A 15485-nucleotide genomic window follows, 5' to 3' on the forward strand; every position below is an offset into this window, starting at 1 on the left:
AACTACCTTTTAATCTGCTGTGCTAATAAATAAATTACAGCCATTCTAATAGCAACTCCGTTTTCAACCTGATTTAATATAATAGATTGATCAGAATCTGCAACATCACTTGTAATTTCTACACCTCTATTAATAGGTCCTGGATGCATTATAACAATTTTCTTGCCAAGATTGTCTAGAATTTCTTTATTGATACCAAAAAGTTGTGTGTATTCTCTAGTGGATGGAAAATATTTAATGTCCATTCTTTCATGTTGCACACGTAAAACATTGGCAACATCACACCATTCTAAAGCTTTTTTAAGGTTGGTTTCTACTTCTACACCCAAACTTGTAATATATTTAGGTATTAAGGTTGTTGGGCCACAAACTTTAACCTGAGCACCTTGCAATTGCAAAGCAAATATGTTAGATAATGCCACTCTTGAGTGTAAAATATCACCAACAATTACAATTTTTTTTCCTTTTACAGAGCCTAATTTTTCTCTTATAGAATACGAATCTAATAAAGCTTGCGTTGGGTGTTCGTGAGCACCATCACCAGCATTTATAATCTTTGCATTTACATGGTTTGATAAAAAAACGCCAGCACCCACATTTCCATGACGCATTACAACAATATCTACTTTCATAGCTAAAATATTGTTTACAGTATCAATTAAGGTTTCTCCTTTTTTTACAGAAGATTGCCCCGCAGAAAAATTAATAACATCTGCAGAAAGTCTTTTTTCTGCTAGTTCAAAAGAAAGTTTGGTTCTTGTACTATTTTCGAAAAATAAATTGGCAATAGTAATATCTCTTAAAGAAGGTACTTTTTTAATAGGTCTGTTAATTACTTCTTTAAAATGATCAGCTGTTCTAAAAATAAGCTTAATATCATTTTCATTCAGATATTTTATGCCTAATAAATGTTCTACGCTTAATGTATCCATATTTATGTTTGCTCAATATATACAGCATCTTTTTTATGTGTTTCTTTCCAAGAAACTAGTACTTTTTCTTCATTAATGGCATCTACTTGCCTACCTCTATAATTTGGTTGAATTGGCAAATGTCTGCTAAATCGTCTGTCAATCAAAACTAATAACTCAATGTTATCTGGTCTTCCAAAAGATTGAATTGCAGTTAAAGCTGCTCTTATACTTCTTCCAGAAAACAACACATCATCAATAATAACCACTTTTTTATTTTCAATTAAAAAATCGATTTTCGTAGTTTCAGCAGCTAAAGGTGTGTCTTTTCTTCTAAAATCGTCTCTGTAAAACGTAATATCTAGCAAGCCTAATTTTAAATCTTTAATATTGTATGCAGTCTTTAACAAATTTGCTAATCTGTTTGCCAAAAAAGTTCCTCTAGGTTGCAAGCCAATTAATACAGTATTCGAAAAGTCGTTATGATTTTCAATTAGCTGGCAAGCCAATCTATGAAGGATAATTTCAATATCTTTTGAGTTTAATAAAGTTTTTTTGCTCATAAGAAAGCTATCAAATTTAAGAGGATAGTTGTTAAAATCAAAATTAAGGTAAATAAACGTATGCACAAAATATAAGAACATGCGAATTTTATAAAATATTACAGATTTTTTTAAATTTCTTAATTAATTTTCAGTAACTTTTATCCCTATAAAATTTTTAAAAACTCAAAGTAGTTTTCTTGTTAATTAAATTGTTGACAACAAAAAAGCCATCTTTATGTCTTTTAAAAGAGTTGTGTTAACTTAGATTAATAATTCGAATCTAGTAAATATGTCTTTAACAAAATTTGAATCGATGCTCAAAACCAACAAAATCTATTTTTTTGATTTAGATGAGTTTGAGGAAATTATTATTCATTATTTAGATGAAGGTAAACACGCGCTCGCCAAAAAAGCCTTAAAGCTAGGGTTAGAACAGCATCCAGAATCTATTGATTTAAAATTTTTTCAGGTAGAGCTGTATCTTTTTGATAATGAAGTTGATAAAGCCTTTTTTATTTTAACTAAGATAGAAGAATCAGATCCTGAAAACTACGAAGTTTTTACACAAAGAGCAATTATATATTCTAAATCTGGTAATCATGAAGAAGCAATAATCAACCTAAAAAAAGCTTTAACCTTTACAAATTATAAGACACTCGTTTGGAGCTTAATGGGTATGGAATATTTGTATTTAAACGATTTTGAAAATGCGCTTAAAAACTTTGTAAATTGTATAGATGTAGATTTTGAAGATTATGCTGCACTTTATAATATTATATATTGCTTTGATATGGAAAAAGAGCATACAAAAGCCATTACTTATTTAAATAATTATCTGAATAAAAATCCATATTGTGAAGTTGCTTGGCATCAATTAGGAAGACAATTTTTTATTTTAGATGATTTTGAACAGGCTTTAATTGCTTTTGATTACGCTGTTTTAATTGATGAACATTTTATTGGTGGTTATTTAGAAAAAGCAAAAACTTTAGAAGCTTTGGGTAAATATCAAGAAGCGATAGATAATTATTTAGTAACGCTTAATTTAGATGATCCTACAGCTTTTGCTTTTGTTAGAGTAGGGGAGTGTTATGAAAAGTTGCACAAATACGATGCTGCAATTTCTTATTATAAAAAAGCAGTTCATGAAGATCCTTTATTAGATAGAGGTTGGTTTTTATTAGCCAATATATATTATGATGATAAAAATTACAACAAAGCAGCTTATTATACTGCAGAAGCTTTAAAGATTGATGAAGATAATGCTGTTTTTTGGAGACGTTATGCAGAAATTAAAATGAAACTTAATTTTTATGAAGAAGCAGTTACTGGCTTCGAAAAATGTTTAATGCTTGGTGATAATGCTATAGAAATTTATATTGCATTAGTAGACGTTTTATCTTTTTTAGGCGAATTTAATGACGCAATAACTGTTTTGATTGATGCCCAAAAAACCTATAAAAACTTTGCTGAAATTGAATATAGATTAGCAGGTTTATTTTTTACTTTAAACAAAAAAAAATATGGTTTTAATCATTTAATTATAGGATTAAATTTAGACTACGAATACCACACAATATTAAAAGAAATTTTTCCGACAGTTTTAGATGATAAAAAAGTTCAAAAACTAATTATCGATTTTAAAAAGACTTTGGAGTAATTTTCAAGATCTTTAATTACTTTAGCATATGGTTTTATTTTTATATTCCTTAAAAAATAAATTCACTAAAATATATCTGGACTTTTTTAAGGTTCAAAATTTATAAAAAATAATTATTTTAAAGGAAAAGTTTAAAAATATGAGTAAAGTAAGCATTAAAAAAAGCGAAAAAGATAAAATAATCGATTATCAATTACGCTTTCAAGACTTATTAATTAGTATTTCTACGAACTATATTAATGCTGATTTATCTACAATTGATGAACTCATAGAAAAATCTTTAAAGCAAATTGGTGAATTTGTGGGTGCAGATAGAAGCTATATTTTTTCTTACGATTTTGATAAAAATACAACGAAAAACACTTACGAATGGTGTAATGAAGGTATTGAACCAGAAATAGAGAATCTTCAAGAAGTACCCCTAGATTATTTAGATTTTTGGTTATCATCTCATAAAAAAGGTGAAGCATTTTATGTAGAAGATGTTAGTGTTTTACCAAAAGAAGACGAATTAGGGTTGTATAATATTTTAGAGCCTCAAGGAATTAAAAGTTTAATAGCAATTCCCAAAATTAAAAATGGCGATCTTATAGGTTTTGTTGGGTTTGACTCAGTTAAAAAGATTCATAAATATACAGAAAACGAAAAAAATATTCTTTTCGTTTTTGCAAACATGCTTGTAAATATTATTCAAAGAAAAGAGCAAGAAGATTTAATTAAAAAACAAGAAGAAAAGAAAGAAGAATTATTAAAAAGTTTATCTCTTCAAAACGAGCAATTAAATGATTATGCTCAAATGGTTTCTCACGATTTAAAAGCACCATTAATAAATATTCATACACTAATTACTTGGTTTAAAGAAGATAATGAGGCAATTTTAGACAAGAGTTCTATAGAGCCGTTAAATGAAGTTTTGTTTAATGTAGAAAGGTTAGATTTTTTAGTAAAGGGTATTTTAGATTACTCTACAATAGATAATCAAAACTCCGAAAATCAAAATATAAACTTAAATTCACTTATTCAAGATGTGTTAAAATTAATTTTAATTCCTGTAAACACATCCATTAAGGTTCAAGATAATTTTCCGATTTTAAAAGGTAATATTTGGAAGTTTAGCCAGCTTTTTCAGAATCTAATACAAAATGCAATTAAATATAATAATAAAAAAGAGAAGCATATTGAAATTGGTTTTACTGAAAAAGAAAATCATTATCAGTTCTTTGTAAAAGATAATGGTATTGGTATTAAATCAGCTTATTTTTCTAAGATTTTTAAGGCATTTACCAAATTAGAAAGTACAGGTTCTTCTTCAGGTATAGGATTATCTATCGTTAAAAAGATTGTAACTTTTTACAATGGTGAAATTTGGCTTGAAAGTAAAGAGGAGGAAGGAAGCACTTTTTATTTTACAATTTTGAAATAGAAATAGGTTAACAATTTAATTTTTGTGTCTTATTTAGGCACTTTCAGAATTAAATAAACACTTGTTTATCAGTTAAATAAGTTGTATTTTAGATAAACCAAACCCCGTAAATAGGCAAAAAGCCTAAAAAACGGGGTTTTTCTTTTTTACAAATATGAAAATACGAAGAATTTCTGACTTCCAGTACTCTTTTTCTTTTTTATCCTCTACAGAGGAATTAGAAAAATTCAAAGCACGTTTTTTAATGTCTGATTTAGGTAAAATTTACAGTGCAATTCCTTGGAAAAATTTAGTCAAATCATTTAAAATTACAGAAGCTATCAAAGGACCAGACTGTATTTTTAGCCCTCAAGGAAAATTAGGTTTAATGTTTTTAAAACATTATGCTTGTTGTTCTGATAAGCGTTTGATTGAGCAGTTGAATTCCAATTATAATTATCAGTTTTTTTGTGGTATTTATTTAGGATTTGATACCCTTGAAAACTATAAAATAGTGAGTCAAATACGTTGCGAATTAGCTGCTGATTTAAACATTAGTTCAACAGAAAAAATACTATTTAATTATTGGAGTAAATATATTGATGAACAAGAAAAAGCAACAACAGATGCCACTTGTTATGAGAGTGAAGTTCGCTATCCAACAGATCAAAAACTATTGAAAGAATCTGTTGACTGGTGCTATAAACAAATGAAGATAATTTGTAAATCTTTATGTGTAAAACTTCCTAGAACCAAATACTTGAAATGGTCAAAAAGATATGTTGGTTATAGTAAAATGCGAAGAAAAACAACAAAGAAAAGAACCTCCATAACAAGAGCTTTTTTAAAACTATTACGCAAATTATTAGCGGAGATTAAAACTCTTGAAAAACAACATTATTTTACAATGCCAAATCGTTTTTATAAAACACTAAATACAGTAAAAAAAATATTCTCACAACAGTATTTACTGTTTGAGAAAGGAGAAAAACCAAAGAATAGAATCGTAAGCATAAGCAAAGATTACTTACGTCCAATAGTGAGAGGAAAAGAGATAAAAAAAGTAGAATTTGGGGCAAAAGTAAACAAACTTCAAATTGATGGAATTAACTTTATACAGAAAATAAGTTTTGATAACTTTAATGAAGGGACACAATTTAAAAATACAGTTTATAAGGCACAAGGATTAACCAATAGGAAAATTAAAATACTTGGTGCAGATGCTATTTATGCAACGAATAAGAACAGAGTTTTTGCAACTTCAAACCATATACAAACAGACTTCAAACCTAAAGGAAGACCTTCAAAGCATCATAAAGAGCAAAAAAAGCTCAAAAAAATGATTACCAAAGAAAGAGCTTCTAGATTAGAGGGGGGTTTTGGTAAAGAAAAGGAACATTATCATCTAAAAAAGATAAAAGCGAAAACCAAACCAACAGAAATACTTTGGATATTCTTTGGTATTCATACTGCAAATTGCCTTGAAATTGGCAGAAGAATGCAAAATCAAATTTTACAAAAAGTAGCCTAAATTTTTAAAATAAAAATTAAAAACACAGGATAACTATGCAATAAGGTTACTGCGAAACATAAAAAAGGTATATAAATTAAAAAAGTGATAGAAAATTATAATTTTCTATCACTTTTTTAAAATAATTTTCAAAAAATTAAACTACTTCTGAAAGTGCCTATTTAATTTTATCAAAAACAAAATCAATTCTAAAATCATCACTAGAAACTATGGCTTTTAGTTGTTTATTTTCTAAAAAATAGGTTATTTTTTTAGGGAATTCATTTTGCTGATTTTCACAAACAAAAGAAGAATCTGTTTGTTCCGTAAACTTAAAAAGTGTTGGTTTTTCATTTACACCTCTAACTTCTAAATATAAAGTATCTTTAATCGTAATTATAGCCAGTGTTTCTTGAAAAGACTTTTTTGCATCTGTTATAGTATAACCCATTCCTGCTAAATTGGAGTTCCACGTTTCATAAGTTTGGTTGCCAGGTTTATCATCAAGACGCTTCCATTCACCAATTAAAAAGGTAGGTTTTTGTGTAATGTTACTGTTTTCGTTACAAGATAACATCAAAATAAAACAACCAAATAGAAGCAATTTTTTCATTTTAAAAATAATTTATACCAAATATAGTTAAATGAAAATAAAAAATAATTACGAATAAAATTTGTAAATTCGCACCACAAGAAAAGAGTAGAAGATGTTAGATAAATTAAGAATTGTTAAGCAACGTTATGATGAGGTTTCGGATTTAATTATTCAGCCAGAAATTATCATGGATCAAAAGCGTTATGCGCAATTGATGAAAGAATATAAAGATTTAGGTGATGTTAATAAAAAAGGAGAAGAATACCGAGAATTAACAAACAATATAGAAGAAGCAAAAGAAATAATTGCAGATGGCTCTGATGCAGAAATGACAGAAATGGCCAAAATGCAATTAGAAGAAGCCAACACTAGAATTCCTGAATTAGAAGACGAAATTAAGGTTTTATTAATACCAAAAGATCCAGAAGATTCTAAAAATGCAGTTGTAGAATTAAGAGCAGGAACAGGTGGAGATGAAGCAAGTATTTTTGCTGGAGATTTGTTTAGAATGTATTCTAAATATTGCGAAAGTAAAGGCTGGAAAGTTTCTACAGTAGACTATTCTGAAGGGACAAATGGTGGTTTTAAAGAAATACAATTCGAAGTTACAGGAAACGATGTGTATGGAATTTTAAAGTTTGAAGCTGGTGTGCATCGTGTACAAAGAGTTCCACAAACTGAAACACAAGGTAGAGTGCATACATCAGCAGCTACGTGTATGGTTTTTCCTGAAGCAGAAGAATTTGATGTTGAGATTAATCCAAAAGATGTAAGAATCGATTTTTTCTGTTCCTCAGGTCCAGGAGGTCAATCAGTAAACACAACGTACTCTGCTGTTCGTTTAACACATATTCCAACAGGTTTGGTTGCACAATGTCAAGATCAAAAAAGTCAGCATAAAAACAAAGAAAAAGCTTTTAAAGTATTACGTTCTCGTTTATATGATATGGAGTTAGCGAAGAAAAATGCAGAAGATGCATTAAAACGTGGTTCCATGGTTTCTTCTGGAGATAGAAGTGCAAAAATTAGAACCTACAATTATGCTCAAGGTAGAGTTACAGATCATAGAATTGGGTTGTCTTTATACGATTTGCCAAATATTATGAATGGCGATATTCAAAAAATAATTGATGAATTGATGCTAGCCGAAAACACTGAAAAACTAAAAAGTTTAGGAGACGGAATTTAAACGTATATAATTCCTTATTATTTTAAAGTAAATAGAGCCTCAAAATTATATTTTGAGGCTCTTATTTTTATGTATCTTAATTATGCAAAATATATGTAGACACCTATTACAATTACACAAATAATAATACTTACCTGATTTACGTATTTCCAAGGAGAAATATCTACCTGTTTTGTATACTCTTGATTAAAAGCTGTTTTCATTGGTTTTAATTTCCCAATGATCAACATAATTAGTATGTTTAAAACAAATAGTATTGCCATAACATCTAAAAAATGCGGATATGCTTGAGATTCAATTAAAGCTAATTCTGATGCTTCTGTGATTCCTGATAATTTAGCATTTTCTAATGCTGAATTGATAAAATAGGGTTGTAGAAAAAATTGACTGATGATATATAATAAACAACCAGACACTAAACCGATTTTAGCAGCAATAGCAGGCACTTTTTTAGTGGTAAAACCAACAACAATAATGGTTAAAATTGGAATACTGTAAATACCGTTAATTTCTTGTAAATAATCGAATAAACTCCCAGCATTGGCAATTAAAGGAGCAATACACATGGCAGCTATTGCTAAGATGACTCCAAAAGCTTTACCGTATTTTACAACTGTTTTTTCATCTGCTTCTTTGTTGATATGTTGCTTGTAAACGTCAATTCCAAATAAAGTTACAGAGCTGTTTAAAACACTATTAAAAGAACTTAAAATAGCTCCAAATAATACTGCTGCAAAAAAACCAACCCATTCTGCAGGAAGTACTTTTTTAACTAACATTGGGTATGCACTGTCTGCAGTTTCTAAATTTCCTTCAAAAATATGGTAGGCAATTAATCCTGGTAAAACAACGATTAAAGGCCCTAAAATTTTAATGAATGAAGCTAATAATAATCCTTTTTGACCTTCTTTTAAATCTTTTGCACCCAATGCTCTTTGTATAATTTGTTGGTTTGTTCCCCAATAAAATAGCTGTACCAACATCATTCCTGTAAAAATGGTATAAAAAGGAACAGGATCTGTAGCGCCACCAATCGAATTAAATTTATCAGGATTTTCTGTCACTAAAATATTTAATCCATCTGATAAACTTCCATCACCAATCAATAATAATCCAAAAACAGGAATTAATAAACCTCCAATTAATAAGCCAATAGCGTTAATAGAATCTGAAACGGCTACAGCTTTTAATCCCCCAAAAACTGCATAGATAGAGCCAATAATTCCAATTCCCCAAACACAAATCCATATGGATTGTGTATGAGTTACGCCTAACAAAGTTGGCACATCAAACATTCCGCTTATTGCTAAAGATCCAGAATATAAAATTACTGGTAATAGCACAACTACATAACCTGTTAAGAATAATATGGAAGTAAGTGTCTTTGTACTTACATCAAAACGTTTTTCTAAAAAACCAGGAACGGTTGTCAATCCACTTTTTAAATATCTAGGTAACAAAAAAACAGCGGTAACAATCATGGCAATAGCTGCTAAGGTTTCCCAAACCATTACAGATAAACCACTTGTATAGGCAGATCCGTTTAAACCTACAATTTGTTCTGTAGATAAATTAGTCAATAATAATGAACCCGCAATTACGCCAGCAGTTAAACTTCTGCCACCTAAAAAATAGCCATCAGAAGAATCTTCTGAATTTTTTCTTGTTGCCAAATATGATATTACTGCTACCAATATTGTAAAGCCTAAAAATGTAAGTATTTGCATCTGTTTCTATTTATAAATTATTATTTGACTAGTTAAAATTGTTTTTAAAACCACTATTTTTTAAAAAAATAGGATTTAAAAAGTTATGTGTTCTAAATTAATTTTCCTGTTTTTTGGTGAAATTCATCATCAATTTTGGTATTAATAATTTTCATGTACTTTATAAAATAATTAATATTTACAAAATCTTTAATGCTATTTTTATAAACGCATCAATTTATTAATTTTTAAATGATCAGCTAATAAAGATTGGTTTTATTTTCTGAATACTAATATTATTATCTCTATTTTTTATTAATGATAGCATTTACTTCGTTGATCAATTTCTTTTTAATATCTAAATATTTTGATTCTGAAGCAACATTATTTGTTTCATATCCATCTATTTGATGATTGTAAAGCTCTTCTTGACCATTACTATATTTGATATATCTCCAGTTTTTTGTGCGATATGAGAAATTTTGTTTTTCTGTGGGTATTTTAATTCCGAAATTTCCAACAACTGTTAACGCTCCATTTGGTCCTTTCCAGTTGTTTTGATTGTTCTCTAATAATGGTTTAAGGCTATAACCTCCTAAATTGCCACCTTTCGGATTCATTTTGTTATCTCCTTCTAAATCACACAAATCTACAAACGTTGGAAATAAATCGATTAGAGAAACTGGTTGTTCAATTTTTAAACCGGGTTTTGCTCCGGGTGCTTTTATGATCATTGGAATTCTGGCACTTTCTTCCCAAGGTGAGTTTTTAAACAAATATTCTTTTTCACCCATTTGCCAACCATGATCGCTGGTAAAAACTACAATGGTATTGTCTTTAAATGCACTTTCATTTAAAGCCTCCATTACTTTACCAACTTGTTCATCAACAAAAGCAACACACGCCAAATAGGCTTGTAAAAAATGTTTTAACGCCAATTCTCGATCACCATTATAAGATTTTAATAGTGTACGAAAATATCGAGATCCTTTTTGTTTACGATCAAAATTAGCATTCCAATACGTATCTTTTATATCATCCTTTTGCCAATAATCTAATTTTAAATCTTCTATTGGAAACATATCAAAATATTTATCAGGAGCATGCAATGGAGTATGTGGTCTTACAAAACCAATACCCATAAAAAAGGGTTGTTGTTGCTCTCTTTTTTCTAGTTCTTTAATTTTTTCCACAGCCCATTGTGCATGCAATTCATCTTGCATTAAATCTCTATCATTATCATTTACATAACGCATGGGTTCATTGTTCCAACCATAAACCAATCCTTTTGTATCTTTCTTGCCTTCAGAGATTCCTGCATCCGATAATCGTCCAAAAGAACCGTCTACATGACCTATATTTCTATAAGGTGCTGGTACAGTGGGTAATGCTTTTTTATTTTTTCCATCAAAATAAAACGGACCATAATTATTTTTTAAAGACAAGCCCCATTCATCCCAATCTTTTTCCATATTACCATGGGTAATTTTGCCTGTTCCTAAAGTTACATAACCATTTTCTTTAAAATAACGCATTATGGTTTTGTTATTCTTTAAAACGGGTTGCTTTTTTAGGTCTGTCCATCCATAGTCTTTAGATTCATGAGGATAAACACCTGTAATAAGACTGTTTCTTGATGGTGAGCATACAGGAACATTGGTTTGTGCATTTACAAACTGAACACCCATGGATGCCAATTTATCAATATTGGGTGTTTTTGCTTGTGGATGGCCCCCAAAAACACCTTGATAATCATTTAAATCATCACAAATAATAAATAAGACATTGGGTTTTACTTTAGTATTTTGCGCAAATGTAGTCAGACAGAAAAGTCCGCATACAAAAATTATGAAAGCCTTCTTATTTTTCATTTGTACTTATATTTGAAATTGTGTAGCTAAAACTTAAGTTAGTTGGTTTAATGCGATATTCTTTATGTGGCATTGCACCCCAACTGGTATCACCACCAACACCCATTTGTGCCATATCTATATTTATATTGACAAAATCTCTTTTTATAATATCTGTAGTGTGGCGTTGTTGCTTTGTTTCGCCTGCGTCAAAATCGCTGTTGTATTGATGGTGTGCACTAAAACCGATATAATTTTGTGCGGTAACTTGAATGCCTTTTCCACTTTCATTTGTGAATTGTACCCAACGTGTATCTGTTTTATAGCCATTTTCTTGCGGACGAATATAAGGAAAGTACAAATCTGAAACGCTAGCCGTGTATTGCCCCACTAATGCAGCCGTATTTCTATCTTGATAATTTTCATGCGGTCCTCTACCAAACCATGAAACAGCATTATAGCTTTCATCAATTATAAAATTTGTACCAAATCTAGGTAGCATAGGAAGGCTAGAAGCTACATTTTTAAGTTCTGTTTGTACTTTTATTGTACCATCTGAAGTAATGTTATAGGTCATCACAACCTTGGCATCTTTTGCAGCAGGCAAATTATACGTTGATTTTACTGTTACAGTATTCCCTATGTTGTTTTCTTCAAAAGCAATTAAATCTTGATTGTTTGAAGCTTCTTTCCATTCACCTAGTTTTTTAGGCATTTTAAAACCAAAATCATTATCTGTTGTGGCACGCCAAAAGTTTGGTTTGATTCCATTTTCTAATAAGTTACCATCTCCATAATCTAACGTTTTTAATGCTCCTGTTGTAGTATTAAACTCAATTTTGAAATTAGCATTAGAGATGCTATACATGGAATCTTTTTTATTGCTTACAATATCACTTTTAGAAATAACAGAATTCTTACTAAAATTTCCTTTTTGAAGCTGAAACTGCTCATATGCCACTGTATGATTTTTAGGAACTAATGGGCTAGACGTAGCAGTTTTAGCGTATATATTTAAATGATAATCGCTATCGTTATTTGCTAAAGTAGGTAAGTTCATTTTTATTTTTGTAGTTTGATAAGGAGCCACATCAATTACAGGTAAAATCCTTTCAGCAACTTCAACACCATTTTCTAAAAGTTTCCAGGAAAACTCTAATGTATTTAAGTTTGTAAAATCATACATATTTTTAATTTCAAATTCTCCAGAGCTTAGATTTGTCTGTTTAAATTTTACATATTGATACACTTTTTTAGTTTCAAACAATGCAGGGTGAGGAGTTCTATCAGGATTTACAATTCCGTTCAAACAGAAATTATTATCGTTTTGTAAATGTGCACCTCCTAAATCACCTCCATAAGCCCAGAATTCTTCATTTTTGTCATTTGTAGTCAGTAAACCTTGGTCTACCCAATCCCAAATAAAGCCACCTTGCATGGTTGGGTAAGCTTCAATAACATCCCAATAATCCTGAAAATTACCAAGGCTATTTCCCATTGCATGCGCATATTCGCATTGTATTAAAGGTCTTGAACCGTCTTCTTTTACGTATTGAATCATTTTTTGTATTGGCCAATACATAGGTGCTTGTATGTCTGTGTTTTCATAACCTGTAGCCCCTTCATATTGAGTTGGTCTAGTAGCATCGTGCTCTTTTAACCAAGCGTAGGTTGCATAAAAATTATCGCCATTACCAGCTTCGTTCCCCAAAGACCATGTTACAATGCTTGCGTGATTTTTGTCGCGTTCAAACATTCTAATTGTTCTGTCTAAATGAGCCCCTTTCCAAGAAGGTAAATACGCTGGGTGTTTTGCTTGTTTCTCTAAATCATTGTCTAAACCTTGATTTGTTGTTCCCATTCCATGCGTTTCTATATTGGCTTCATTAACAACATAAAATCCATATTTATCTGCTAACCTATAAAAGAAAGGATCTTTAGGATAATGACTACAGCGAATGGCATTGATATTGTTTTGTTTCATTAACTCCATATCTTTAATAGTTAATGATTCTGTTATTCTATGACCTGTTTTTTCATCATGATCGTGAAGATTAACACCTTTGATTAGAATAGGTTGTCCATTGACTAAAAACTGACTATTTTCAATTTTTATGTTTCTAAATCCGACTTTTACAGCTGTAGATTCACCGTTTACAGAAATAAGAAGTGTATATAAATTTGGGTGTTCTGCATTCCAAGATTTAATATTTGCAATGGTTTTACTAAAATCAATACTATTGCTGCCTTCTTTGAGTGTTACAGGTTTCGTTTCTGAGTAAATTGTTTGATCTTCATCTAATAATTGTATAGCAACTTCTTTTTCAATGGCATTTGCTGAATTTTTATCAACTTTTAGGTTTAGATTGAATTTACCATCTTGATAGTCATTTTCTAAATCAGCGATTACTGTAAAATCTTTTAAGCTAATTTTATTGGACGCATACACATACACATCACGTTCTATACCAGACAGACGCCAAAAATCTTGATCTTCCATATAACTAGCATCAGACCATCGTAAAACTTGAACTGAAACACTATTTGTTCCTGGTTTTGTGAATTTGGTAATATTAAATTCAGCTGCTGTTTTACTACCTTCATTATAGCCCACAAATTCACCATTAATCCAAACATACATGGCGCCACTTACGCCTTCGAAATGTAGATAGTGGTCTTTACCATCCCAAGCTTTTGGCATTTCAAAATTACGTTTATAACTTCCGTTATTGTTAATATTATGAGGAATGAAAGGCGGATTTGCTGGAAACATGTATTTGATATTGGTATAGACTGGGATTCCAAAACCTTTCATTTCCCAATTTGAAGGTACAGAAATGGTATCCCATCCACCTAAATCAAAGCCATTTTTATAGAATTCTGTTGGTCTAGCTTGTACACTATCTGCATAATAAAAGTTCCAAGTTCCATTTAAGGATTGGTATAATTCGGAATTTTGCCAACTTTCATTTTTTAAAGAAGCCTCTTTGTTTTTATACCTATAAAAAGTAGCAGTAGGTTGCTCTCTATTAATTTGAAAAATTTCTGGATTTTCCCATTCTGGATTTTCCCATTTTTCTGCAGTATAAATTGGTTTTTCAACAATTTGTTTTTGACATGAAAAAACAAATGATAATGTTATTAATAAGGCTAGGTAATTTATTTTCATAATAATAGGTGTTTTTTAATTGATATAATTATTTAAGAAAAGCCAATTTTTACATTGATTCCTCCAATATTGGCTAGTGGTATTTTCTCTGCCTAAAAAAAAGGCATGTTTTCCATGCTGATATGCATGAAGCTCTGCAGGTATGTTATTTTCTTGTAAAGCCAGGTAATAAGCAATACTATTTTTTACAGAAACAGATTGATCATCTGATGCGTGTGCAATAAAAGTTGGCGATGTATGAGCATTGACATGCAATTGATTAGAAAACTTTTCTATCTCTTCTTTAGATGGTTTGTTTCCTAATAATCGATTTCTTGAGCCTTTGTGTGTTATGTCATGCTGCATCGAAATCACAGGATATACCAAAACTGTAAAATTTGGTTTTGCACTGGTGGTATCTTTAGTTTTATAAGTAACATCTTTATAGTGTGTTGCTAATGTTGATGCTAAATGCCCACCAGCAGAAAAGCCTATGATACCAATTTTATTTGGATTTAGTTGCCATTTTTTAGCATTACGTCTTACATATCGTATGGATTCTTGAGTGTCTTGAAGTGGACCAATCGATTTGTCTTCCATAATTACATCACTTGGTAATCTGTATTTTAAAACAAATGCAGTTATGCCTAATTTGTTAAGCCATTTGGCAACATCATAACCTGATCTTTTGATGGCTAACAGCGCATAACCTCCACCTGGACAAATAATCATTGCTGTTCCGTTTGGATTTTCTGGTACAAATATTTTGAGTGTAGGAATTTTTACATTTCTTACTTGATCTAAATTTATATCATACGATTCCATATACGTTTCAGCTGCTATTGCCCCAGGAATTTCAGTACTCCATAAAGCTAACTCTTGATTTTGAGCAGCAATAGAACCTGTTATACTGATGATGATAACAAAAGTGGTTACCCAGATTTTATGAAGTATTTTTTTCATTATTAT

11 protein-coding genes are annotated in these 15485 nt (G+C 30.2%); 4 read left to right on the forward strand and 7 right to left on the reverse strand.

Annotated features, from left to right (window positions below; all coding sequences use genetic code 11):
* Nucleotides 1-2: 2 nt before the first annotated feature.
* Together P161_RS0111485 and pyrR are read right to left on the reverse strand one after the other, a co-directional pair.
* Nucleotides 3-932, reverse strand: coding sequence for an aspartate carbamoyltransferase catalytic subunit (locus P161_RS0111485; protein ID WP_026777138.1), 930 nt, complete (start codon nucleotides 930-932; stop codon nucleotides 3-5).
* A 2-nt stretch (nucleotides 933-934) separates the two neighbouring features.
* Nucleotides 935-1474, reverse strand: a complete 540-nt coding sequence (gene pyrR, locus P161_RS0111490; RefSeq protein WP_026777139.1) for a bifunctional pyr operon transcriptional regulator/uracil phosphoribosyltransferase PyrR — start codon at nucleotides 1472-1474, stop codon at nucleotides 935-937.
* A 271-nt stretch (nucleotides 1475-1745) separates the two neighbouring features.
* Between pyrR and P161_RS0111495 the strand changes: the two genes are divergently transcribed.
* The 3 genes from P161_RS0111495 to P161_RS19920 all read left to right on the forward strand — a co-directional run bounded on the left by P161_RS0111495 (nucleotide 1746) and on the right by P161_RS19920 (nucleotide 6049).
* The gene (locus P161_RS0111495; RefSeq protein WP_026777140.1) at nucleotides 1746-3116 is read left to right on the forward strand and encodes a lipopolysaccharide assembly protein LapB; all 1371 of its coding nucleotides are present in this window, start codon (nucleotides 1746-1748) and stop codon (nucleotides 3114-3116) included.
* Nucleotides 3117-3255: 139 nt separating this feature from the next.
* On the forward strand, nucleotides 3256-4539 hold the full coding sequence (locus P161_RS0111500) for a GAF domain-containing sensor histidine kinase (RefSeq protein WP_026777141.1): 1284 nt from the start codon (nucleotides 3256-3258) through the stop codon (nucleotides 4537-4539).
* A 154-nt stretch (nucleotides 4540-4693) separates the two neighbouring features.
* On the forward strand, nucleotides 4694-6049 hold the full coding sequence (locus tag P161_RS19920) for a transposase (RefSeq protein WP_026775629.1): 1356 nt from the start codon (nucleotides 4694-4696) through the stop codon (nucleotides 6047-6049).
* A 157-nt stretch (nucleotides 6050-6206) separates the two neighbouring features.
* On the opposite strand, the gene P161_RS0111510 is transcribed toward P161_RS19920, so the two are convergent.
* Nucleotides 6207-6641 (reverse strand): DUF6265 family protein, encoded by a 435-nt coding sequence (locus P161_RS0111510; RefSeq protein ID WP_026777142.1) that lies wholly within the window; start codon nucleotides 6639-6641, stop codon nucleotides 6207-6209.
* A gap of 94 nt (nucleotides 6642-6735) precedes the next feature.
* On the opposite strand from P161_RS0111510, the gene prfA reads away from it, so the two are divergent.
* Complete coding sequence (gene prfA / locus P161_RS0111515; protein WP_026777143.1) at nucleotides 6736-7812, forward strand: peptide chain release factor 1; 1077 nt, start codon at nucleotides 6736-6738, stop codon at nucleotides 7810-7812.
* Nucleotides 7813-7892: 80 nt separating this feature from the next.
* On the opposite strand, the gene P161_RS0111520 is transcribed toward prfA, so the two are convergent.
* The 4 genes from P161_RS0111520 to P161_RS0111535 form a co-directional block, all read right to left on the reverse strand.
* The gene (locus P161_RS0111520; RefSeq protein WP_026777144.1) at nucleotides 7893-9539 is read right to left on the reverse strand and encodes a solute:sodium symporter family transporter; all 1647 of its coding nucleotides are present in this window, start codon (nucleotides 9537-9539) and stop codon (nucleotides 7893-7895) included.
* Between the two features lie 284 nt (nucleotides 9540-9823).
* The gene (locus tag P161_RS18410) at nucleotides 9824-11389 is read right to left on the reverse strand and encodes a sulfatase (protein WP_036841892.1); all 1566 of its coding nucleotides are present in this window, start codon (nucleotides 11387-11389) and stop codon (nucleotides 9824-9826) included.
* On the reverse strand, nucleotides 11379-14537 hold the full coding sequence (locus tag P161_RS0111530; RefSeq protein ID WP_026777145.1) for a glycoside hydrolase family 2 TIM barrel-domain containing protein: 3159 nt from the start codon (nucleotides 14535-14537) through the stop codon (nucleotides 11379-11381). Before P161_RS0111530 ends, P161_RS18410 begins: the two co-directional genes overlap by 11 nt.
* A 15-nt stretch (nucleotides 14538-14552) precedes the next feature.
* Nucleotides 14553-15479 (reverse strand): alpha/beta hydrolase, encoded by a 927-nt coding sequence (locus tag P161_RS0111535; protein ID WP_026777146.1) that lies wholly within the window; start codon nucleotides 15477-15479, stop codon nucleotides 14553-14555.
* Nucleotides 15480-15485: the final 6 nt, after the last annotated feature.

Source organism: Polaribacter sp. Hel_I_88 (assembly GCF_000687935.1).
GTDB lineage: Bacteria > Bacteroidota > Bacteroidia > Flavobacteriales > Flavobacteriaceae > Polaribacter.

What these genes read in the sequence shown, in the direction of transcription:
- P161_RS0111485 (WP_026777138.1), bottom strand. Translation starts at nt 932, where the DNA reads ATGGATACATTAAGCGTAGAACATTTATTAGGCATAAAATATCTGAAT.
- P161_RS0111495 (WP_026777140.1), top strand. Translation starts at nt 1,746, where the DNA reads ATGTCTTTAACAAAATTTGAATCGATGCTCAAAACCAACAAAATCTAT.
- pyrR (WP_026777139.1), bottom strand. Translation starts at nt 1,474, where the DNA reads ATGAGCAAAAAAACTTTATTAAACTCAAAAGATATTGAAATTATCCTT.
- P161_RS19920 (WP_026775629.1), top strand. Translation starts at nt 4,694, where the DNA reads ATGAAAATACGAAGAATTTCTGACTTCCAGTACTCTTTTTCTTTTTTA.
- prfA (WP_026777143.1), top strand. Translation starts at nt 6,736, where the DNA reads ATGTTAGATAAATTAAGAATTGTTAAGCAACGTTATGATGAGGTTTCG.
- P161_RS0111535 (WP_026777146.1), bottom strand. Translation starts at nt 15,479, where the DNA reads ATGAAAAAAATACTTCATAAAATCTGGGTAACCACTTTTGTTATCATC.
- P161_RS0111520 (WP_026777144.1), bottom strand. Translation starts at nt 9,539, where the DNA reads ATGCAAATACTTACATTTTTAGGCTTTACAATATTGGTAGCAGTAATA.
- P161_RS0111510 (WP_026777142.1), bottom strand. Translation starts at nt 6,641, where the DNA reads ATGAAAAAATTGCTTCTATTTGGTTGTTTTATTTTGATGTTATCTTGT.
- P161_RS0111530 (WP_026777145.1), bottom strand. Translation starts at nt 14,537, where the DNA reads ATGAAAATAAATTACCTAGCCTTATTAATAACATTATCATTTGTTTTT.
- P161_RS0111500 (WP_026777141.1), top strand. Translation starts at nt 3,256, where the DNA reads ATGAGTAAAGTAAGCATTAAAAAAAGCGAAAAAGATAAAATAATCGAT.
- P161_RS18410 (WP_036841892.1), bottom strand. Translation starts at nt 11,389, where the DNA reads ATGAAAAATAAGAAGGCTTTCATAATTTTTGTATGCGGACTTTTCTGT.